Genomic DNA, 20,903 nt, shown 5'->3' with positions numbered 1-20,903 from the left:
CCCCAGGCGCGCGCACGGGCGAGGCCCCGACCGGGGATGCCGGTCGGGGCCCGGGACGCGCCGCGACGCCTGGACTCGCTAACCCACCGTGTGCGTCACCCGCACCGGTCCGAAGGAGACCCGGGTGCGTCCCCCGCCGCCCGCCCAGAGGACCTCCACGGCGGCCCCGTCGACGGTGACCTCGGAGACGGCCTCCGCCGCGGGTACGGGCCCCGGCTCACCGCTGAGCACCGCCACGCACACGTGCAGGGAGGTGCCGCCCGCGTCGCCGGACAGCCGGGGCAGCTCGGCCCACGGCGCGTAGGCGGTGCCCTGCGGGGCGCGGACGGTCCCGGACCCGGGGTGCCAGCCGTACAGGCCGTGCAGTGCCGACACCAGGGGCTCGTCGGGGCCGGTGGCCCATCCGGTCTGCGTGAGGCGGGCCCCGGGCGGCGCCCCTATCACCCGGTGCACCCGCAGCTCGTACGGCCCCCGTGCCACCGTGACGCTCTCGACCCGCAGGCCGGGCACCATCGGGGGCCCGCCGGCGAAGACCGGCCGGTGCCACGACGCGGCCCAGCCCCAGCCGTCTCCGTGCCCCGCCCCGAGCGGGTGGATGCGGCGGCGCACACTGCGCCGGCCGCCGACCTCCACCGACAGGTGGTTGTCCGCGGTGTTCGCCGGTGCCGTGGGCCCCGTCCGGGTGGAGTAGGCCTGCCGCCCGTAGTGCGGGTCGTCCTCGGCGGCCGACTCGCCCTCGTGCGGCCGGACGTGGTCGCTGCCGTGGTTGTACAGCCGGACGATCCCGTCCCCGCGCGTCGACTGCACCAGCAGCCCGGGCGCGGGCAGGGCCAGCACCCGGTCGGCCTCCTCCACCGGAGCGGCTTCCTCCGTGGCCGTCCACAGGGGATGGCCGGCGGGGGCGAGGAGCGACACGAACGCCTTCGACGCCCAGTACGGGGAGGCCGGCCCGGAGTACGGCTGGAGGGTGGCCTCGTGCGGGCCGTGCCAGCCGAGGCTGAGCAGCCCGTCGTCGGTCAGCGCGTCCCGCTCCAGGAAGTACCGCAGACTGCCGCTCGCCAGCCGCCGGGAGGTGCCCGGCGTCAGCGGCGTGTGCCCGGTGACCGCGCCCAGGCCCACGGCGGCGGACGCGGCGAACCGGTACGCGAGGGAGCGGCCGAAGTGCAGCGGCGCCCCGTCCCCGCCGAACATCGTCGAGAAACCGTCGAGGTGCGTGCGCAGCCGCTCCCCGTGGCGGGCGGCCGCCGGCCCGGTGTCGCCCGCGAGATGGGCGTCGAGCACCGGGTAGAGGTGCAGCGCCCAGCCGTTGTAGTGGTCGAAGGCGCGGCCGTCGCCGTCGGCGTACCAGCCCTCACCCCGGTACCAGCCCTCCATCAGCTCCAGCGCGCGCTCCCGGGCCGCGGCCGTCTCGTCGTCGCCGCGGCCGACCGCCTCCAGGAACCCGGCGACCGTGTACGGGAACAGGTACCAGTTGTTGGGCGCCGGCACGTGCCGCAGCGCGCCCCGCAGCCACTCCTCCACCCGGTCCTGCACCCCCTCGTCGAGGTGCTTCCACAGCCAGGGGGCGGTCAGGCGCAGCCCGAGCGCGACCGACGCCGACTCGACCATGGGCTGGCCCTGCACGTCGTGGTCGAGGATCAGCGGCCAGGACTCGGTGTCGTCGCGGCCCGGGGAGCGGGTGCCCGACGCCAGACCGCGCGCGTAGCGCTCCAGCCAGCCGTGCGGGTCGTCGCCGTCGGCACCCGCGACGCGGAAGGCCGCCGCGAGGAAGGTCCGGGCGAAGCCCTCCAGACCGTCGGAGCGCGCTCCCGACCGCGAGGGCCGGCCCGGCAGGTCGAGCAGCGCGCACCCGGGGGTGCTCCAGCGCCAGGCCGCCCACAGCAGCCCGTCCGCCACGGCCTCCCAGTGGGCGCGGGTGTATCCGGTGTACGGGCTCAGCGCACGGTCGTCGGTGGGCAGTTCGAACGGGATGCTCATGCCAGGAACGCCAGCCTTTCGCGTCGTACGGGATGGAGGAAACCGGCACCGGAGGCCCAGCGGGTCGTCTCGGCGAGCGCGAGGTCGGCCAGGCGGCGCCACTCGTTGCCCTCGGAGCCGGCCAGGTGCGGGGTGATCAGCGCGTTGTCGCAGTCCCACAGCGGGTGGTCCGGCGGCAGCGCCTCGGGATCGGTGACGTCCAGCACCGCCCGGATCCGGCCCGCCCGCAGGGCGTCGGTGAGCGCCTCCTGGTCGACGACGGCCCCGCGGGAGGTGTTGATCAGCACCGCGTCGGCCGGCATCGCGTCGATCAGGGGGCGGCCGACCAGACCGCGCGTCGTGGGCAGCAGCGGGGTGTGCACGCTGACGGTGTCGCAGCGGGCGAACAGCTCGGGCAGCTCGACGCGTTCGACGCCGAGCGCGGCGGCCTCCCCGTCACTCACGAACGGGTCGTGCAGGAGGACCTCGATGTCGTGCGGTCGCAGCAGCTCCACGACCCGGCGGCCGATCAGCGAGGCCGACAGGATGCCCACCGTGCGGCGGTGGTTGCCGACGCTGCGCGGGGTGCGCAGCCAGTTGCCGCGCGTCCGGGTCGTCCGGTAGTCGCGGGCGCGCTCGAACACCCGCTTGCCGGTGAGCAGGATCATGGCGAGGGTGTACTCGGCCACCGGCAGCGCGTTGGCCGCGGCGGCCGAGGAGACCTCGATCCCCCGCTCCCAGCACGCGTCGGTGACGTGCCCGCGGACACTGCCCGCCGTGTGCACGACGGCCCGCAGCCGGGGCGCCGCCCGCAGCACGTCCGCGTCCAGCGGCGGACAGCCCCAGCCGGTGATCAGCAGGTCGACGTCGGCCAGCACTCCCCGGGCCCGCGGGGTGGACAGGTCGTCCAGCGCCGGGAGCGGCGCGAGGTCGCAGACCCGGCGGAACGCGCCGAGCGACTGCGGGTCGAGGACGGCCGAGGCGGCGTCCGGTGACATGGCCACGGCGGCTCGGGGCCGGGGTCCGCGGTCGGGGGAGTCCGGGGCATGCGGGGTCACTTGACGGCTCCGGCGGTCAGGCCGCTGCGCCAGAAACGCTGGAGCAGCACGAAGGCGAGGATGAGCGGCAGTACGGCGAGCAGCGAACCCATGATCACCACGGGGTAGTACTCCGGCGACACGGAGGCCGCGCTGTTCCACTGGTACAGCCCGAGACTGACGGGATACAGGTCCTGGTCGGACAGCATCACCATGGGCAGGAAGAAGTTGTTCCAGATCGCGGTGAGCTGGAAGAGGAAGACCGTGACCAGGCCGGGGCCGAGCATCCGGAGCGCCACCCGGGTGTATGTCGTCAGCTCGCCCGCCCCGTCCACCCGCGCCGCCTCCAGCACCTCGTCGGGCACGTACCCCCGTGCGAAGATCCGGCCGAGGTAGACGCCGAACGGGTTGAACAGCACCGGGATGAACACCGCCCAGAAGGTGTTGACCAGGCCGGCCTCGGACGCCATCAGGTACAGCGGCAGCGCGAGCACCGTCTGCGGCACCATGACGGCGGCCAGGACCAGGCCGAACAGCTTCTCCTTGTGCCGGAAGCGGTACTTGTCGAAGGCGTAGCCGCAGGCGACGCTCACCAGCGCGCCGACCGCCGCGCCCACCACCGCGTACAGGAGGCTGTTGACGTACCAGCGGCCGTAGAGCCCGCCGTCCATGGCGAAGAGGTCGGTGAGGTTGCGTCCGAAGGAGAAGTCGCTCAGGGACAGCAGGTCGCTGCCGAACAGCGCGTCCCGGGTCTTGGTGGAGGCGAGCACCAGCCAGAGCACCGGCAGCAGCGTGTAGAGGACGGAGATCGCGACGACCGCGTTGACCGTCGCCCGGCCCAGCATCCCCCGGCGCGGCCGGGAGGTGTCGGTGGCGCTCATCGGGCCTCCTCGGAGTCGGCGCGGCCGGTGAAGCGGGTGACGCCGTAGGACAGGGCGATGGTGCAGACGAGCAGGACCACCGAGGCGGCCGCGGCGAGGCTGTAGTTGTTGCGGGTGAAGGCCGCGTCGTAGATGTACATGCTCGGCGAGAACCGGGAGTTGATCATCGGGGAGGACTGGCTGAGCAGCATCGGCTCGGTGAAGAGCTGGAGCGCCCAGATCAGGGTGAAGATCGACACCATGACGATGGAGGCCCGCACCAGCGGGGTCTTCACCTGGAGCGCCGTGCGCACGGGTCCCGCGCCGTCCACGACGGACGCCTCGATCACCTCGCGCGGCACGGCCTGGAGCGCCGCGTAGAAGACCACCATGTTGTAGCCGAGGTTGCTCCACAGGGCGATGTTCACGATGGACGGGATCACCGTGTGCACGCCCAGGAAGTCGATCGTGATGTCGCCCCGGGCGAAGAGTTCGATGACCGGGCTGATGCCGGGCGTGTACAGGTACAGCCAGATCAGCGCCGCGATGATGCCGGGCACCGCGTGCGGCAGGAACAGGCCGAGCTGGGCGAGGGCGCGCAGCCGGACCACGCCGGAGTCCAGCAGCAGGGCGAGGACGAGGGCGAGGGCGACCATCAGCGGGATGTAGATCAGGCAGTACAGCGCGACCGTGCCGAGCCCGCCCAGGAAGGTGGGGTCGGTGAGGACGGCCGTGTAGGAGCGCAGGCCGACGAAGATCGTGCGCTCCGGTCCGAAGCCGAGGCCGGGCTGGTCGTCACTGAAGAAGCTGAGGTACACGGCCGTGCCGACGGGGATCAGGAAGACGGTGGCCAGGAGGACGAAGAACGGCGTCATGAGGACGCCGCAGGCGGTCAGTTGCCGGCGCTTCGCCGCTCTTCGGGCGCGCAGGCCGGAGGCGGAGGGCGCCGGTACGGTGGCGCGGGACGCGCCGGCCGGCACCCGTGGGTGGGTGGTCGTGGTCATGGGGTGTCACCTGCCTTTCGTCGGCTCAGGTGCTGCGCTGGGTGGTGGACAGGCCGAGCGCCTCGAGGTCGGGCATGGTGCCCTCCTGGGCGGCGCGCAGGGACTCGACGAGGCTTCCCCGGCCGCCGCTGACGCGGGCGAAGGAGTCCTGCATGACCTTCTGGGTCGCGCTCATCCGAGGGCCCCACAACCAGTTCTCGCCGATCTTCTCGGCCTCCCGCTCGAACAGGGTGTAGATGTCCTGACCGCCGTAGTACGACCGGTCGAAGGCTTCGCGTCCCACGGAGACCAGCCCCGGAGCGGCCGGGTACTGGCTGCTGGTGCCGCTGGAGAGGCGGGCACGCAGGGCGTCGGGGTGGGAGACCTGCCACTCGATGAATTCCATCGCGGCCTCCGGGTGACGGCTGTCCGCGGTGACCGCGAAGGTCGAGCCGCCGTGCGTGCCGGCGGAGGGGGCGGAGCCGTCCCACTGGGGCATCGGCGCGATCCGCCACTGGCCCTTCTGCCCGGGCCGCGCGTTCATCTGCGCCCCGGCGTCCCAGGCGCCGCTGAGCCGGGTGAGGACGAGTCCGTTGCCGATCTGCGCGTCGGACTGCCTGCTCTCCACGGCGTTCATGAAGACGTCGTCCCGGTCGATGAGCCGCTGCCAGTACTCCGCGACCCGTCTGGACGGAGCGTCGGCGAGGGAGACGTTCCAGGCGCCCCCGGAGGTGTCGAACCACTGGGCGCCCGCCTGCCAGGCGTAGCAGGCGAACTGGGTCATCCCGTCGGTGGGGAACAGCACCAACCGGCGGTCGGGCGCCTTGCGGCGCACGGTGGCGGCCTGCTCGGCGAACTCGTCCCAGGTGCGCGCGGTCCGCAGCCCGTAGTGCTCGAAGAGGTCGGCGCGGTAGTGCATGACCATGGGCTCGACGTCCAGCGGCACGCTGAACACCCGGCCCTCGAAGGTGGTCAGCCCGAGCGCCTGGGGGAGCAGCCTGCGGCGCAGCCGGTCGCTGACCAGGTCGGTGAGGTCACGGGCGACGCCGTCGATGGCGTACCCCGGCACCTGCGGATACTCGATGGTGGCGACGTCCGGCGCGTTGCCGGCCCGGGCGGCGTTGCTGAGCTTGGCGTAGCCGCCCTGCCCGCCGGAGGGGATCTGCTGGAAGTCCACCTGGACGGTGCGGTGCGTGCGGTTGAAGGCGTCGACCACTTCCTGGCTGCCGCGCAGGGCGGACCAGAAGGTGATGCGCGTGGTGGTGCCCGTGCGGGCCGACGATGCGCCGTTCCCCCTGGTGCAGGCGCTCACGGCTCCTGTCAGGGGTACGGCGGCCATCGCGGCCAGTACGGAACGACGGCTGGGTGGTCGTCCGGGCATGGCGCCTCCCGCGGCTCCTGCGGGTCCGCGGGGGATGCGCGGACACGGCTGTTCGGGACACGGGAATCCTGAACGCCCTGACTCAAACGGTCAATAGATCGATCAGAAGAAAATAAAACGCTCAAACGCTCACTCGGCACAGGGTGCGGTCGATCCCCGCACCCTGAGTCGCGGCAGCAACTCCACCCGCCGCCCCGGCCGGGCCCCCGGCGCCTCGGCCAGCCGCTGGAGCAGCAGTTCGGCGGCCATGCGCCCGACCTCGGTCTTCGGCGGCGACACGGCCGTCAGCGGCGGCGAACCCAGTCCGGCCACGACATCGTCGTACGCCACGACCGAGCAGTCCTCCGGCACCCGTACCGCCTCCTCCGCCAGACGCTGGACGACCATCAGCGCGTCCACGTCGCCGTGCAGCACCATGGCGGTCGCCTCCACCTTGCGCATCAGGGCGGACAAGTCGGCCGTCTCGTCCGGCGAGTACGGCCCGTCGACACCGGCCTCCGGCGCGATGAGCGTCCACGCCCACCGCTCCACCAGCGGATGTGCCCCGGCGATCTCGGTGAAGGCGGCCCGCAGCGAACGTGCGGTGGGGCTGTCGTGGCGCGTGGCGAACACGAGGCGCCGGTGACCGAGCCCCACCAGGTGCTCCACGGCCAGGTGCGCGCCGTACCAGTGGTCCGAGCACACCGAGTCCAGGGCGTGCAGGGCGCTGCCGCGCCACGGGCGGCGCTCCATCAGCACCGTCGGCACCCCGAGCGCGGCGAGCCACTCGTGGTCGGCCTCCTCCTCGGCCCGGCCACGCCAGCGCGGGGCGATCAGCAGACCCTCCGCCCCCTCCGCCAGGGCCCGTTCCACCAGCGGGCGCTCGGCCCCCGCGGCCTGCGGCGCGAGGTGCAGGGCCAGGCGCAGTCCGGCCTCCTCCAGGACCGTGCGGGCGCCGTGCAGGGTCTCGTTCAGGTACGAGTGCCGTACGGGCACCACGACGGCCACCCGGTCCCCGGCCGCCGCGCCCGTACCGGCGGGCTCCTCCTCGGCGGGCACCGTGGAGCGGACGACGCCGTGCCCGCGGCGGAGCCGGCCCTCGCGCGTCAGTTCCTCCACGTCACGGCGGACCGTCACCACGGAGACCTGCAGCTCCTCGGCGAGGTCGCGCACCCGCGCGGTGCCCCGCGCCCGGACCGCCGCCAGGATCCGCTGACGCCTGAGATCGACCGGCTCCCGCATCCGTCTCCCCACCCGACGATGTTCGTTTGAGCGATTCGCCGTCATCATAGCGATCGCTCGTCGCGGGGGCGGGGGCCGGCCGGTGTCCTCCTCAGGGCTCGGGGTCCGCCAGGAGAGTGCCCAGGGGGCCCAGGTCGAGGTTGAGGTCGGCGCGGCTCAGGCCGTGCTGCGCGCACAGGTCGTCCATGCGCTCGTCGAGCAGCATCAGCGCCGTGCCGAGCCGGTCCTCCTGGTCCGTGCTCAGCGTGCCCTCGTCGAAGCGGCGCACGGCCTGGCGCTCCATGAGCTGGCGCAGCAGCTCCACCACGGTGAGGACCAGGGCGGCCAGGTCGTTCGTGACCCGCTCGGGGTCCAGGTCGAGGGAGTGGGCCCGGGGCGCCGTCACAGCGGCCCGCTGTCCGGCCAGGGGGCGGGCATCCGTTCGCTCACCGACGACAGCAGGGCGTGCAGCGAGATCCGTACCAGCGGCACGTCCGCGATGGCCAGGACGAGGTCCCCGCTCACCACGACACCGGTCGCCAGCACCCGGTCCAGCAGGTCGACGAGGGGCACACCGACCGGCGCGTACGGCTCGGGGCCGTCCCAGGGCACGGGCGCCGGGCCCGGCGTACGGGTGTCCAGTTCGGTCATGCGCGGGCCTCCTGCTGCGCGGGGTCCGGGTGCGCCGGTGGCAGGGGGGCAGGTTGCACCGGGTCAGGTGGCACCGGGTCAGGCGGTACGGAGTCAGGCTGTACGGGGCCCGGTTGAGCGGCCTGCCGTGGCGCGGGCTCCGGTTCCGTGGGGGCCGGTTCCTCGTCCCAGCGGGCGAAGGAGTACGGGATCCACGGGCCCGACGCCTCGATCCGGACCTCGCCGGACGGGCCCTCCGCGGTGAGTCGGGACAGTGCGCGGGTGAAGGCGGCGCTTTCCGCGTCCGCCACGAGGTAGGCCGCGTTGAGGAGTTGCGGGGCGCGCCGGCCCGTCAGCCGTTCGCTCTGCGGCCGGTGCCGGGTCGCGGCGACCGCGTACCGCCGCAGTTCCGCGTCCACCGCCTCCGCCGCGGCCCGGGCCCGCTCGTGCGCGTCCTGCCGGTCGCGCCGCCGCGCGCTGACCCGGCTGAGGTAGGCACGGCCGCCCGCGGCGGGGCGGGGGCCGGCGTCGGTGCCCGTGCCGACTGGCGGGGCGGCGGAGGCCGCGTGCTCGGCGGCGTGCACTTTCACCGCCCACTCGGTACGGTCCCGGAGCCGGTCCAGCAGCGTCTCCAGGACCGCCCTGCGGGGGGCGAACGCCTGCTGCGCGGTCCGGTCGCTCCGGTACAGGGTCGCCATCGGCAGCGGTACGACGGAGCGGCCCCTCCCGCCCGCGGCCTCCACGCCGCGGTGGTGGGCGCGGGCGCATCGCTCCAGATCAGCGGGCCGGTTGAGCCGTTCCCCCAGCGCCTGCTCGTCGAACAGCGCGGCCGGCACGTCCTGGACGACCAGGCAGAGGCCGTCCACGCGCAGGACGCGCAGCGGACCGCCCTCCTCGTGACCGGTCGTCGCGGCCAGCGCGGCGTCGTCGGGCGGGGTGCGGGTGACGGCGAACACGCAGACGAGGGCCGGGGCACCCGGCCGGATCGCGACCGTGCTCACCGGGCGGCCCCCGCCGTCTCCCCGGACGCCCCCGCGAGGAAGCCCTCGGAGCCCTGCGCGCCCTCCGGCGACTCCTCCAGCGCTTCCTCCAGTGCGTCGAGCCGGGCCCGCAACCGGGCGTTCTCCTCGGCCAGCTCGTCCCGCGCGGCCCGGGACGACAGCGCCGGGTCGGTCTCCCACCAGTCGATGCCCGCCTTCTTGGCGGTGTCCACCGAGGCGATGAACAGCCGGAGCCTGATGGTGAGCAGCTCGATGTCGAGGAGGTCGATCTTGATGTCGCCGGCGATGACGATGCCCTTGTCCAGGACGCGTTCGAGCAGGTCGGCGAGGTTGCCGGTGACGGGCGCGTAGGGCTGGCCGTCCGGTTCCGCGAAGCGGTGGTCGACGTCTGTCACTGCGTGCTCCCCGGCTGGTCAGCGACGCCGGCGGCGGGGCCGCTCGTCGTCCTCGTAGGAGGCGTCCTCGTCGTCCTCATCCTCGTCGTCGTAGTCACCTTCCTCGTAGTCACCTTCCTCGTCGTCCTCGCTCTCGTCGTCCTCGTACTCGGCGCCGTCCTCGGCGTCGGTGCCGTCCTCGTCGGCGTCCTCGTCGGCGTCGGCGTTCTCCTCCTCCAGCGCCTCCTCGTGGCTCTTGACGACCTCGCCGTCGCGGATCTCGCCGCGCCAGCCCTCCACTTCCTCGTCGCCCAGCAGGGTCACGTGCCGGGCGAAGTGCTTCAGGTCCAGCCGCAGCCGACGGCCCTGGGCACGCCAGAGGTTGCCGGTCTTCTCGAAGAAGCCCGCCGGGTAGTACTCCACGACCAGCACGATCCGGGTCAGCCGGGGCGCCAGTTCGTGAAAGGTGACCGAACCGCGGGTACTGCCCTTGGCGCCCTCGGAGGTCCAGACGATCCGCTGGTCGGGGACCTGCTCCTGGACGGTCGCCTTCCAACTCCGGCTGGACGGGCCCACCTTGACGTTCCAGTCCGACGTCACCTCGTCCTGCGCGCTGACGCTGCGGACGCCCTTGGTGAAGCCGCTGAACTCCTGGAACTGGGTCCAGTGGTCGTAGACGGTGCGCAGGGGGACGCCGATGTCGACGGTCTCCATCATGTGCGTCGCCTTGACGCTGCCGCCGCTCGCCTTGCTCCGTGCGTTGCCGTTGCCGTTGCCCTTGCCGCCTCCGGAGCCTCGGTCGCCGGCGGACTCGGTGAGCCGCTCGGTCAGCCCTCCGATCCGCTTCCCGGCCTTGCCCACGAGGCTGTGCCCCGAGGCGGCGAGGTACCCGCCGAGCGCGTCCTTGAGGTCACCGAGGGGCGACGTTCCACCGTTCTCCTGCCGGTCCGGAGTCATCCGCGCCCACCTCCGCGCCTGCCGCCCGGGGCGGTCCTCTTCGCGGGCGCACCCTTCTTCGAAGACACGCTCCTCTCGGCCGGAGCGGCCCTCTTGGCGGCCTTCTTCGCGGCGGCCTTCTTCGCGGGCGGGGCGGTTCCGCGCGGCGGAGCCTCCTCGCTCGTCCGGCGGGGCGCCGCGGCGGGGCGCCGGTCCTCCTCGCGCTCCTCCTCGTCGAAGTAGGCGTCCTCGTCCGCGGCGTCCTCCCGCTCGTCGCGGTCCTCCGCGTCGCGGTCGTCGTACTCGTCGTCATACTCATCGTCGTACTCGCCGGACCGGTCGTCCCGCGGCCCCCCGCCGGTGAGCGCGTCGGTACGGTCGCGGAGCGTGTCCGCGAGGCCGGTGAGCCCGCGGTTCGCCGCGGCGGTGACGGCGGCGCGTCCGGCGGTCAGCAGCTCGCCGCGGACCTGGTCCGTCAGTTCCCGCAACTGAGGCGTCCCTTGCAGGCCGGACAGGCCCTGGGAGAGGACCTGACCGGGAGACAGGCCGAGCCGCCGCCCCGCGAGGTAGGAGCCGACGACGAGGGCCAGTCTGGCCTTCTTCCTGCGGCCCAGGAGGTATCCGCCCGCCACGGCCGCCGCCAGGGTCGCCTTGTTGTCGCTCATACGTGCCTTCTCTGCGCTCGGTCCACGGTGGTGGCGCGGCCGGTGGGCCGGGCCGTGCGTTCGAGGAGGGTGAGCAGTCGGTCCTCCTCCCGTTCGAAGGCCGCCTCGTCGATGGCGCCCTCGTCCAGGGAGCGGTTGAGGGCGGCCAGCCGCGCCTGGACGAGGCGCGGGTCGTGGGCCTGGCGCCGGGCCTCCCGCAGCAGGTGGTCGGCGATCCACGCCGTGCCGCGCACCGGCGCGAGGGGCAGCAGCAGGAGGCCGCTCACGATGCCCACACCGTCACCGCCCGTCCCGTGCGGGGCTGGGGTCGACGAAGCTGTAGCAGGGCAGGGGCCCGGTCAGACTGATCGCCAGCCGGTCCCCGCGGGTGCGCGCCAGCTCGTCCACGGCCCGCCGGAAGGGTTCCTCGTCGGCGGCGCGCAGCAGGAACGACGCGCTGAGCACCTGCTCGTCGTCGGTCTGTCCCCGCACCGTGCGCACGGCGAGCGGGGTCAGGCGGTCGAGCACGTCACCTGCCGCGCGCCCGGCCTCGCGGCGTACACCGCGGGCCAGCGCCTCGCCCAGCCGGACGTTGCCCTCGTAGTCCGGCCGCCGCCGGGTACGCAGGGCCAGGGCCCGCAGCCCTTCGTCGCGGCGCACGAGATCGGCGAAGTGGCCGGGCACGACCGTTCCCTTGACGTTGAACTCGACGCACCCCCGGACGTCGTCCAGCTGCCGCTTCAAGTGGGCTGCGTCGAGGCGCAGTTGGGAGGTCAGGGCATCCGGCCGGGGACTGAGGACCGCGAACCGCATCGGCAGCAGCGGCCCCTGCGCGGCCAACTCGTCCAGCACGGCCTGATGGGCCAGCAGGTCACGGCGCCGGGGCCGGAGCCGTGCGGGGGCGGACGACACCGCAGCGCACAGTCCGGACTCGGTCAGCAGCCGTACGGGAGCACCGTCGACCCCGGGGGAGCGGGGGGTGCCGACGCCGGCGGGCGTGATCCCGTAGACGTACAGCGCCCTGGGGGCCGCGGCGGCGGCCTCGGCGGTGGTGGCGTCGGAGCCGGCGGTGGTGGCACTGGTGGTGGGGGCGGTCATTCGTCCTCCGTCTCCGTGCGTCGGCGGGGGCGGCTGCGCGGGCGGTCGTCCTCCGCGTGGGGGCGTGCGGCCGGGCGGCTGCGGGGCCGCTGCGGAGCACGGCCGCGCTCCGCGCGCTCACGGGGGCGGGCTTCCTCCTCCTGCGCCGCCTCCTCTTCCTCCTCCTCGGGGGTGAGGATGCCGCGCACCTTGTCGGTGAGGGAGCGCGCCGTGTGCTTGGCGCCCGCCTTGCCTATGGTCTTGGCGACCGGACTGCCGAACATCTCGGGGACCGTCTTGGAGCGCACGTCGTGCTCCAGGTCCAGGCGGTTGCAGGCCTCCGCGAAACGCAGGTACGTGTCGACGCTCGCGACCACGATGCGGGCGTCCACCTTGAGGATCTCGATGCCGACCAGGGAGACGCGTACGAAGACGTCGATCACCATGCCGCGGTCGAGGATGAGTTCGAGGACGTCGTAGAGGGTTCCGGCGCGGGGCGCGCAGACGACCTCGTCGTCATAGGTGATCATGCGGTGGTCCTTCCGGGGGCGGGCTCGACGGCCCGGTCACTGGTCCTGGGCACCGCGCCGGTACCGGGCGACCCTGCGGTACTGGAGCAGGTCGCCCGCCGAGTCCAGCTCGACCTCGTAGGTGGCGAGCAGGCTGGTGGTGTCGGGGATGCGCGCCACCTCCAGCACGTCCACCCTGACGATCCAGCCGTCGTCCTCGCTCCTGCACACCGCGGAGACTCCCTCCAGGCGGTGTCGGATCAGCTCGCCCAGGGCGTCGGCGGCGTGCTGGGCGGCGTCCCGAGCACCCCGCACGGCACGCTCGCGCGTGGTCGTGGAAGTCGTGCCGCGCCGTCGCTCGCCAGGTTCTGTCATGCTGCCCACTCTGGCCGCGGGACCGGGTCCGCGCGTGCGCAGTTACCCCATCCGGGGGCTACGAGGCCGTATCGCCGACGGGTGACGGGTGACGGGTGACGCGTGACGGGTGACGCGTGACGGCGGGAACGGGAGCCGGGTGTCGGCTGCCGGAGGTCAGGGCCGCGGAGTGGCGGCGTCCGGGCGCCGGCCGTGCAGGAAGAGGTGCGGCTCCGGCTGAGCGGCCGGGTGGGCCGGGGTGAACATCGACGCTTCCTGCGCCAGGATCTCCAGGCCGGCCTCCTCGGCCACGGCGGCGAAACCCTGCGCGGTGAAGCTGGAGACACGCACCGGCCGGCCCATGAAGGTGGCGTCGACGCCCTCCACGTCCAGCGGCACGGTGGCCAGGACCATGAGGCCGCCCGGCCGCAGCACGCGCACCAGGCCCCGTACGAGGTCCGCCTGCTCCCGCCGGTCCAGCTGGAGCAGGGAGAAGTACACGCACACCGCGTCGAACGAGGCGTCCTCGAACGGGACGTCGCGGATGTCGGCGCACCGGAAGGAGGCGGCGGGCACCTGCCGCGTCGCCAACTCCACCATGACGGGGGAGACGTCGACGCCGAGCACGTCGTGCCCGGCGTTCGCGAGTGTCTCGGCGGTGGGCCGGCCCGTGCCGCTGCCCACGTCCAGCACCCGGCTGCCCGGCGCGAGCCGTCCGAGCAGCCACTCCAGTGAGTGCCGATGCGTCCTCGAAGCTGCGAACGCCTTCTCGTAGTCCGCGCCCAGCGCGTCGAACACGGCGGCGGCCGGTGGCCGTTGCTGGTCGTCGGTCACGACGGTCCCTTCGCTGCGCTGATCCGGTGCCGCGGACATCGTTTCACCGCGGGCGAGCCGCCGACAAGGGCACCGCCGGACCGCGCTATCCCCGGTCGGGGCGCCCGTCGGCGTCCGGCGCCGTCCCCGGCTCGGCCATCCGACGGTGCACGGCGGCCTTGACGCGGTCCGGCAGGACCTTGTCGGCCACACCCTGGGCCTTGGTCTTCGCCGAGCCGGTCACCAGCTTCCCGCGGCCCTTCATGACGGCGTCGTACGCCTGCCGGGCGACCTGGGCGGGATCGTCCTTGTCCATGGTGCCGACCTTGGTGTCCTCCATCCCGGCCCGCCGGAAGAAGTCCGTCTCCGTCGGGCCCGGCATGAAGGAGGTGACCGTGACGCCGGTGTCCGCCACCTCCTCCTGGAGTGCCTGGGCGAAGGACTGCACGAAGGACTTCGACGCGTTGTAGACGGACTGGAAGGAGCCCGGCATCGTCGAGGCGACCGACGAGGTGAACATCAGTCGGCCCACCCCGCGCGCCACCATGTCCCGCAGCAGCGGCTTGGCGAGCCGCACGGTCGATGTCACGTTGAGGTCGATGACGGACTGGTCGTCGGCCTGGTCGGTGTCGACGAAGGCACCCCCCTGCCCCACTCCCGCGTTGAGCGCGGCCACGTCCACGGCGAGCCCGGTGAGGGCGGCCACCAGCCGGTCCACGCCTTCGGCCGTCCTCAGGTCCGCGCGCACGGCCCGCACCTCGGCGCCGGTCTCCCGCAGCCGCTGGGCGGCGTGCTCCAGCCGTTCGTCCTCGGCGTTGACGACGAGGTCGTGGCCCTGCTCCCCGAACAGCCTGGCGAGTTCGTACCCGATTCCGCTGGACGCCCCGGTGACCAGGGCGAGCGGCTTGCTGCCGGCCATGGTGACCCCTCCGTTCCCGTTCAGCGCAGTGCCTCGTAGACCGAGGCCGTGGCGAAGCCGTACACCAGGTGCGGCACGAGGTCCGACACCCAGGACGTCCGGTCCCATGAGGTGGGGTCCGTGACCCCGAGCACGGTGGCCGGCAGGTCGCTGCTCACCATGGCGGCGGCGCCGAGCAGGGGACCGGCCACCCAGTCCGGCAGCGCCCCGCGGCGACGCCGGAGCAGCCCGTAGGCCGCGCCGACCCCGAGGCCGGTGAGGTAGCCGAGGAGGGCTCCGACGGCCTCCTCGCGGTGGCGTCCGGTCTCCTCGTCGCCCAGCCCGATCCCGGCCCGGTCGACGAACCGGTCCGCGACCTGGGTCGGGACGTCGCTGGGTCCCCGGCCGCGCAACAGCATGTCACCGTACGTGGTGAGGTTCAGCGCGACGGTCCCGGCCGCTCCGGCGACGAGGCCTTTGGTCAGTGACATCCGGGACTCCCTCGGCGTGGGCGCTGGTGCGCGGGCGGGTACGGCCGGCACCGGGTCCCCGAACCCGGAGGCCTAACAGGACCGCCCTCGCGGGGCGCATGTGCTTCCGGTCCACTCCAGGATTCGCCCACTGAGAGGCGGCCGGGGTCGTGCCCGCTGCGGCCCATGGGCCGGTGTCGGTACCCGCCCCTATGTTCGCCGTATGAAACCCGATGTTCGACAAGACGAGCCGGCTCCGTGAGAAGGCTCTCGCGGTCGGCGTCCCGTCCGCCGAGGTGGAGAGGTGGCTCGAGGCCGCCCGCCCTTGCGCCACCCTGGCGTCCACCGTGGACGGGCCGGTCGTGGGCCACTTCGGCGGGCCCCACCTGCTCCCCGCCGACGCTCCCGGACTCCCGGCGGGGCTGAACCTGATCGCGATGCTGGACCTCGCCGCGCTGCCCCGACGACGCGACGACTCTGGTACTGCCCCCCCGACGGCCGCACAATGTACGGCGGCGCCCTGGACTTCGGTGACCTGCGCATCGGCGGTGACGTCTTCCGGACGATCGCGAGGAAGGACGTGGAGGCGCGGTGCTTCGACCGGGCGACCGTCCTCGGGTGCTTCGAGGGCCCGTGAGTTGATGACGGATTCCGGCTGACTCCTGTGGCGACGTCACGCGCTCCCGGCCGGGGTGCCTCGTCCGCCAGGGACTCCTCACCCAGCCCGGAGGAGACCGATACCGGAGACGGACCCAACGTCCGCTGAGAATTCCCGGCACGTCTGAACGCTCCGGTCCCCGGCTCCGTATGGAGCCGGGGACATTGCATGTCCGAGTCCGTCACGACACTGGAGCACGTCTTGGGACACAACAGGCGCAGACGCCCGACCGGGGCGCGCCGCGCGACCTTCGGAGCATTCGCGCTGATACTGGGGGGCGGCGGCCTGGTGGCCGTGAACGTGTTCGCCTCCGCGACCGAAGCCGGCGACCCCGCGGTACCCCTGGGAAGTTCCGGAGTGGCGGCCACGGTCGACTGCCCCGACCTGAGCGAACGGCTCACCGCGGTCGAGGAGCGGGCGAGGCCCGACGTCGACAGGGAACTGGCCCGGCTGGACGAGCAGATCGCCACGGCCTACCTGCGGTTGCAGGAAGCCGCCCGCACCGCCGACGACGGCAAGGTCGACGAGGGCGCCCTCCTCGACCCGTTGAAGCAGGAGCGGGCCGCGACGATCGAACGCATCGTCGCCGCCGTCGACAGGGCCGGTGCCCGCCCCGAGGGACTGGAAGCCCTGGCCCCGTGCACGCTGCGCCGCACCGAGATCGCGGCACCGGACGCGGGGGACGGCGGGAGTGAGCGTCCCGGGCAGGGTGGAGACGCCGGGGACGCCACGGACGCCGGGGACGCCGGCGAGGACGGGGCGACCGGAGACGGTCAGCAGCAGCCCGGCAACGGTGGGCAGGCGGGCAACGGGCCGGTGGCCGCGGACTACGTCGACATCAAGTCGGTCCAGCCAGGCGGCGCCGAGGCGGCACGGCAGAAGAACGCCTCGCGTGGCTCCTTCGCCACCAGCTGCGGTGTCAACGCCGAAGGCCTGTTCAACTCGGACAACATCATCGCCGCCCCCGGCGTCAGCAACGGCGCGCACCACTTCCACGACTACGTCGGCAACCAGGGCAACGACGCCTTCGCCAGCGACGAGGACCTGGCCGCGGCCGACACGAGCTGCGCGGACCAGGGCGACAGGTCCTCGTACTACTGGCCCGTGCTGCGGTTGCAGAACGGCACCGTCGAGAAGGACGCCGAGTCGCCCGGTGGCGGCATCGAGGGCAACGCCGGCGAGATCGTGACGCCCGCCGAGGTCACCCTGACCTTCCAGGGCAACGAGCGGGGCCGGGTCACGGAGATGCCGCGACTGCTGCGCATCATCACCGGCGACGCGAAGGCGTTCGTCAACGGCAACACCAACGCCAACGCCTCCTGGAGCTGCACCGGCTTCGAGGACCGGCAGCTCAAGGACAAGTACCCGCTCTGCCCGACCGGCAGCGACGTGGTGCGCACCTTCACCTTCCAGAGCTGCTGGGACGGCCGCAACATCGACAGCGCCAACCACCGCACCCACGTGGCCTTCGCCGCCGCCGACGGCGCTTGCCCGGCCGGGTTCCGGCCCATCCCGCGACTGGTCCAGCGCGTGGTCTACGACGTCGACGCGCCCAGCCTCGGGGACGGGGGGAAGACCGTCCCGCTCTTCGCCGTGGACTCCTTCCCGGAGCAGCTGCACAAGCCGGTGACGGACCACAGCGACTTCGTGAACGTCTTCGACGAGGACCTGATGCGGGAGATGGTCGACTGCATCAACAGCGGTCGCGCGTGCGGTGCGGACACGCCCCCGGGTCCGGAGCCCGGCGAGGGGGAGGACCCCCAGGAGCAGCCCACCGGCACCCCCGACGCATCACAGCCCCCGGCCGAGCCGACCGCCACCGCCTCAGCCCCCGCGGACGCCGGCCAGGGCGGCGAGAACGACGGCCAGAACGACGGACAGGACGACGGACAGGACGAGGGGACCGACCCGGGGGAGGACGACGGTCAGAACGACGCCGACAAGCCCGAGCCCCCCGCCCAGGAAACGCCCCAGGGCCAGGACCAGGACGAAGGCCAGGACCAGAACCACGACCAGAACCAGGACCAGAACCAGGGCCAGAACCAGAACGAGAACCAAGGCCGGGGTCAGGACGAGCCTCGCGACAACGAAGCCTCCCCCACCGCCGAACCCAGGGCCGCCACGACACCCGCCGGCGCCCCGGAGGAGACCGGCGGCGTGACCGCGCCGCGGGCGACGCAGGGCGGGGGCGGCGACGAGGCGGCCGGTTCGGCGACCGCACCACAGGCGGCCCAGGGCGATCTCGCCGAGACGGGCTCCGGCCTGGGTCTGTGGCCGGCGGCCGTCGGAGGCGTCCTCTTCGCCGGTGGCTGTCTGCTGCTGATCCGCTCCAGGAGGCATGCCCGGTAGGGCGACGCGTCCTGGTGACGACGGGCGGGCGGGGCAGTCCCGCCCGCCCGTCGCGCCGCGAGGCCCCCGGCCGGCCGCACCGAACACGCCGGCGCGGCCCGGAACTGGCGCATTCACACTGTTGCCATTCCGTTTGCCCGGGCGCAGCCTGGTCTCCAGGAGTCTCTGGGAGCGCTCCCATCAGCCTCCGATCCCCCCACGTCGTCCCCCCACGCGAAAGAAGGACTCATGAATTGTCATGATCGCGTCGAGCATGTCAGGCGTGCGTCCACCCTCGCCCTCGGCGCCCTGACCGCCACCCTGCTCACCCTCGTCCCCTGGAGCGGTACCGCCGCCGCCCACGGCTCGGTCGTCGATCCCGCCTCCCGCAACTACGGCTGCTGGCAGCGCTGGGGCGCCGACTTCCAGAACCCGGCCATGGCCCAGCAAGACCCCATGTGCTGGCAGGCCTGGCAGGCAGACCCCAACGCCATGTGGAACTGGAACGGCCTGTACCGCAACGGCTCCGCCGGCAACTTCGAGGCCGTCGTCCCCGACGGGCAGCTGTGCAGCGGCGGCCGGACCGAAGGCGGGCGCTACAACGCCCTGGACACCGCGGGCGCATGGAAGACCACGGCGGTCAACGACAACTTCACGGTCAAGCTGCACGACCAGGCGAGCCACGGCGCCGACTACATCAAGGTCTACGTGAGCCGGCAGGGCTACAACCCCAGCACCCAGCCCCTGGGCTGGGACGACCTCCAGCTGCTCACCACCACGGGCAGGTACGCGCCCGGTCAGAACTACGAGATCCCGGTGAGCACGTCGGGCCTGAGCGGCCGGCACGTCCTCTACACGGTCTGGCAGGCGTCGCACATGGACCAGACGTACTTCCTCTGCAGCGACGTCGACTTCGGCTGATCCGGTGGCCCGCACCGCCCCCCCCACCCCCGCCGGGCGCACCGCGTCCGGCGGGGACACCGGTCGGTGTGACCGTCGCGCGAAGTGCTCCGCGACCGGCCCGGAGTGCGGTATACGTCCCCGCATGGACTACTACGACCTCGGCACCCACGGTCGCCCCGTGACGACCTCGTCCCCCGAGGCCCAGCGATGGTTCGACCGCGGGCTGGTGTGGACGTACGCCTTCCACCACGAGGAGGCCGTCGCCTGCTTCGAGGCCGCCGCCGAGGCCGACCCGGACTGCGCCATGGCCCACTGGGGCATCGCCTACGCCCTCGGCCCGAACTACAACAAGCCGTGGGAGGCCTTCGACGCCGAGGAGCTGACCAGGACCGTCGACCGCACCCACGCCGCCGTCGAGCTGGCCCACCGGAAAGCGGCACGGGCCACCCCGGTGGAACGCGCGCTGATCGGAGCCCTGCGCGCCCGCTACCCGCAGGCGCGCGCCGTCGACGACTGCTCGGTGTGGAACCCGCCGTACGCCGAGAGCATGCGCGCCGTCCACGCGCTCGCCCCCCACGACCTGGACGTGGCCACCCTCTACGCCGACGCCCTCATGAACCTGACCCCCTGGCAACTGTGGGACCTGCGCACCGGCCGTCCGGCCGAGGGCGCCCGCACCCTGGAGGCCAAGGGCGTGCTCGACCGGGCCCTGGCAGCCGAGGGGGGGCCGGAGCACCCGGGGATCGTGCACCTCTACATCCACCTGATGGAGATGTCCCCCACCCCCGAGGCCGCCCTCGCCGTCGCCGACCGGCTGCGCGGACTCGTCCCCGACGCCGGGCACCTCCTCCACATGCCCTCCCACCTGGAAGTGCTGTGCGGCGACTACCGGCGTGTGGTGTCGGACAACACCGCCGCCGTCGCCGCCGACGAGAAGTACCGCGCGCGGGCCGGCGCCATGAACTTCTACACCCTCTACCGCGCGCACAACTACCACTTCAAGATCTACGGCGCGATGTTCCTCGGCCAGTACGCGGTCGCCCTGGACACCACCGAGCGGCTGGAGGCGTCCGTCCCCGAGGAGCTGCTGCGCGTCGAGAGCCCGCCGATGGCCGACTGGCTGGAAGGCTTCCTCGCCATGCGGGTGCACGTCCTGATCCGGTTCGGCCGCTGGACGGACATCCTCCGGCTGCCGCTGCCCGCCGACCCGCGCCTGTACTGCGTGACGACGGCGATGCTCCACTACGCCCGCGGAGTCGCCCTCTCGGCCACCGGCGAGATCGACCGGGCGGAGGCCGAACGCAGGCTGTTCCGCGAGGCGGTCGCCCGGGTACCCGAGTCGCGCACCCTGTTCAACAACACCTGCGCCGACATCCTCGCCATCGCCTCCGCCATGCTCGACGGCGAGCTGGAGTACCGCAAGGGCGACCACGCCGCCGCCTTCGCCGCGCTGGAGCGGTCGATCGCCCTGGACGACAGCCTCCCGTACGACGAACCGTGGGGCTGGATGCAGCCCACCCGGCACGCCTACGGCGCCCTGCTCCTCGAACAGGGCCGGGTCGATGAGGCGGAGGCGGTCTACCGGGCCGACCTGGGCCTTGACGACACCCTGCCGCGCGCCCTGCAGCACCCCGGCAACGTCTGGGCCCTGCACGGGTACCACGAGTGCCTGGTGCGCCTCGGCAGAGCGGGGGAGGCGCGGATCGTGGCCCAGCAGTTGAAGCTCGCCACCGCGCTGGCGGACGTGCCGGTCGAGGCCTCCTGCTTCTGCCGCCTGGGCCCCGAGCCGCCCGCGGGCGCGGCGGACGGCTGCTGCGGCGGCGACCGCTGACCGGCGCGGGGGCCGGGAGACGTGGAACTGCCCTGACCGGCGCGGGGGCCGGCAGGGCCC

23 protein-coding genes are annotated in these 20,903 nt (G+C 73.3%); 4 read left to right on the top strand and 19 right to left on the bottom strand.

Going from position 1 to position 20,903, the window contains the following annotated elements:
- Positions 1–78: 78 nt before the first annotated feature.
- The 19 genes from ACZ6EG_RS23035 to ACZ6EG_RS22945 all read right to left on the bottom strand — a co-directional run bounded on the left by ACZ6EG_RS23035 (position 79) and on the right by ACZ6EG_RS22945 (position 15,144).
- Positions 79–1,977, bottom strand: coding sequence for a DUF2264 domain-containing protein (locus ACZ6EG_RS23035; RefSeq protein WP_469607128.1), 1,899 nt, complete (start codon positions 1,975–1,977; stop codon positions 79–81).
- Complete coding sequence (locus ACZ6EG_RS23030; RefSeq protein WP_469607126.1) at positions 1,974–2,954, bottom strand: hydroxyacid dehydrogenase; 981 nt, start codon at positions 2,952–2,954, stop codon at positions 1,974–1,976. The genes ACZ6EG_RS23035 and ACZ6EG_RS23030 overlap by 4 nt, the downstream gene beginning before the upstream one ends.
- A 56-nt stretch (positions 2,955–3,010) precedes the next feature.
- Positions 3,011–3,874, bottom strand: coding sequence for a carbohydrate ABC transporter permease (locus ACZ6EG_RS23025; RefSeq protein WP_391970579.1), 864 nt, complete (start codon positions 3,872–3,874; stop codon positions 3,011–3,013).
- Positions 3,871–4,857 carry a carbohydrate ABC transporter permease gene (locus ACZ6EG_RS23020; protein WP_391970578.1) on the bottom strand — a complete coding sequence of 329 codons (987 nt, stop codon included), beginning with the start codon at positions 4,855–4,857 and terminating at the stop codon, positions 3,871–3,873. Before ACZ6EG_RS23020 ends, ACZ6EG_RS23025 begins: the two co-directional genes overlap by 4 nt.
- 25 nt (positions 4,858–4,882) lie before the next feature.
- Positions 4,883–6,217 carry an ABC transporter substrate-binding protein gene (locus ACZ6EG_RS23015; protein ID WP_469607123.1) on the bottom strand — a complete coding sequence of 445 codons (1,335 nt, stop codon included), beginning with the start codon at positions 6,215–6,217 and terminating at the stop codon, positions 4,883–4,885.
- A gap of 129 nt (positions 6,218–6,346) precedes the next feature.
- Complete coding sequence (locus ACZ6EG_RS23010) at positions 6,347–7,438, bottom strand: substrate-binding domain-containing protein (RefSeq protein ID WP_469607120.1); 1,092 nt, start codon at positions 7,436–7,438, stop codon at positions 6,347–6,349.
- Positions 7,439–7,529: 91 nt separating this feature from the next.
- Positions 7,530–7,823, bottom strand: a complete 294-nt coding sequence (locus tag ACZ6EG_RS23005; RefSeq protein ID WP_356604825.1) for a gas vesicle protein K — start codon at positions 7,821–7,823, stop codon at positions 7,530–7,532.
- Positions 7,820–8,068 carry a gas vesicle protein gene (locus tag ACZ6EG_RS23000; protein WP_391970575.1) on the bottom strand — a complete coding sequence of 83 codons (249 nt, stop codon included), beginning with the start codon at positions 8,066–8,068 and terminating at the stop codon, positions 7,820–7,822. Before ACZ6EG_RS23000 ends, ACZ6EG_RS23005 begins: the two co-directional genes overlap by 4 nt.
- The gene (locus ACZ6EG_RS22995) at positions 8,065–9,048 is read right to left on the bottom strand and encodes a GvpL/GvpF family gas vesicle protein (RefSeq protein ID WP_469607115.1); all 984 of its coding nucleotides are present in this window, start codon (positions 9,046–9,048) and stop codon (positions 8,065–8,067) included. The genes ACZ6EG_RS23000 and ACZ6EG_RS22995 overlap by 4 nt, the downstream gene beginning before the upstream one ends.
- Positions 9,045–9,443, bottom strand: coding sequence for a gas vesicle protein (locus tag ACZ6EG_RS22990; protein ID WP_469607113.1), 399 nt, complete (start codon positions 9,441–9,443; stop codon positions 9,045–9,047). The genes ACZ6EG_RS22995 and ACZ6EG_RS22990 overlap by 4 nt, the downstream gene beginning before the upstream one ends.
- An 18-nt stretch (positions 9,444–9,461) precedes the next feature.
- A complete protein-coding gene (locus tag ACZ6EG_RS22985) occupies positions 9,462–10,379 on the bottom strand; it encodes an SRPBCC family protein (RefSeq protein ID WP_469607110.1) in 918 nt (305 codons plus the stop codon).
- Complete coding sequence (locus ACZ6EG_RS22980) at positions 10,376–11,023, bottom strand: hypothetical protein (protein ID WP_469607108.1); 648 nt, start codon at positions 11,021–11,023, stop codon at positions 10,376–10,378. Before ACZ6EG_RS22980 ends, ACZ6EG_RS22985 begins: the two co-directional genes overlap by 4 nt.
- On the bottom strand, positions 11,020–11,298 hold the full coding sequence (locus tag ACZ6EG_RS22975; protein ID WP_469607105.1) for a gas vesicle protein GvpG: 279 nt from the start codon (positions 11,296–11,298) through the stop codon (positions 11,020–11,022). The genes ACZ6EG_RS22980 and ACZ6EG_RS22975 overlap by 4 nt, the downstream gene beginning before the upstream one ends.
- Positions 11,299–11,302: 4 nt before the next feature.
- Positions 11,303–12,100, bottom strand: coding sequence for a GvpL/GvpF family gas vesicle protein (locus ACZ6EG_RS22970; protein ID WP_469607102.1), 798 nt, complete (start codon positions 12,098–12,100; stop codon positions 11,303–11,305).
- The gene (locus ACZ6EG_RS22965) at positions 12,097–12,609 is read right to left on the bottom strand and encodes a gas vesicle structural protein GvpA (RefSeq protein ID WP_391970568.1); all 513 of its coding nucleotides are present in this window, start codon (positions 12,607–12,609) and stop codon (positions 12,097–12,099) included. The genes ACZ6EG_RS22970 and ACZ6EG_RS22965 overlap by 4 nt, the downstream gene beginning before the upstream one ends.
- Positions 12,610–12,645: 36 nt before the next feature.
- A complete protein-coding gene (locus tag ACZ6EG_RS22960; RefSeq protein ID WP_356604807.1) occupies positions 12,646–12,963 on the bottom strand; it encodes a gas vesicle protein GvpO in 318 nt (105 codons plus the stop codon).
- A gap of 156 nt (positions 12,964–13,119) precedes the next feature.
- Positions 13,120–13,776 carry a class I SAM-dependent methyltransferase gene (locus ACZ6EG_RS22955; RefSeq protein WP_391970566.1) on the bottom strand — a complete coding sequence of 219 codons (657 nt, stop codon included), beginning with the start codon at positions 13,774–13,776 and terminating at the stop codon, positions 13,120–13,122.
- Between the two features lie 85 nt (positions 13,777–13,861).
- Entirely contained in the window at positions 13,862–14,674 is an 813-nt protein-coding gene (locus ACZ6EG_RS22950) for an SDR family NAD(P)-dependent oxidoreductase (RefSeq protein ID WP_469607097.1), read from the bottom strand.
- 20 nt (positions 14,675–14,694) lie between these two features.
- The gene (locus ACZ6EG_RS22945; protein WP_469607094.1) at positions 14,695–15,144 is read right to left on the bottom strand and encodes a hypothetical protein; all 450 of its coding nucleotides are present in this window, start codon (positions 15,142–15,144) and stop codon (positions 14,695–14,697) included.
- 484 nt (positions 15,145–15,628) lie between these two features.
- Between ACZ6EG_RS22945 and ACZ6EG_RS22940 the strand changes: the two genes are divergently transcribed.
- The 4 genes from ACZ6EG_RS22940 to ACZ6EG_RS22925 all read left to right on the top strand — a co-directional run bounded on the left by ACZ6EG_RS22940 (position 15,629) and on the right by ACZ6EG_RS22925 (position 20,843).
- A complete protein-coding gene (locus tag ACZ6EG_RS22940) occupies positions 15,629–15,760 on the top strand; it encodes a hypothetical protein (RefSeq protein ID WP_391970563.1) in 132 nt (43 codons plus the stop codon).
- Between the two features lie 189 nt (positions 15,761–15,949).
- On the top strand, positions 15,950–18,130 hold the full coding sequence (locus ACZ6EG_RS22935) for a DUF1996 domain-containing protein (RefSeq protein WP_469607090.1): 2,181 nt from the start codon (positions 15,950–15,952) through the stop codon (positions 18,128–18,130).
- A gap of 228 nt (positions 18,131–18,358) precedes the next feature.
- Positions 18,359–19,030 (top strand): lytic polysaccharide monooxygenase auxiliary activity family 9 protein, encoded by a 672-nt coding sequence (locus ACZ6EG_RS22930; RefSeq protein WP_469607088.1) that lies wholly within the window; start codon positions 18,359–18,361, stop codon positions 19,028–19,030.
- Between the two features lie 124 nt (positions 19,031–19,154).
- Positions 19,155–20,843, top strand: a complete 1,689-nt coding sequence (locus ACZ6EG_RS22925) for a tetratricopeptide repeat protein (RefSeq protein WP_391970560.1) — start codon at positions 19,155–19,157, stop codon at positions 20,841–20,843.
- The last annotated feature ends 60 nt before the right edge of the window (positions 20,844–20,903 follow it).

It is taken from the genome of Streptomyces sp. NPDC041968 (assembly GCF_055589025.1).
Note: the sequence above shows the minus strand (reverse complement) of the source record. Positions and strands in the feature narration are given on the sequence as shown.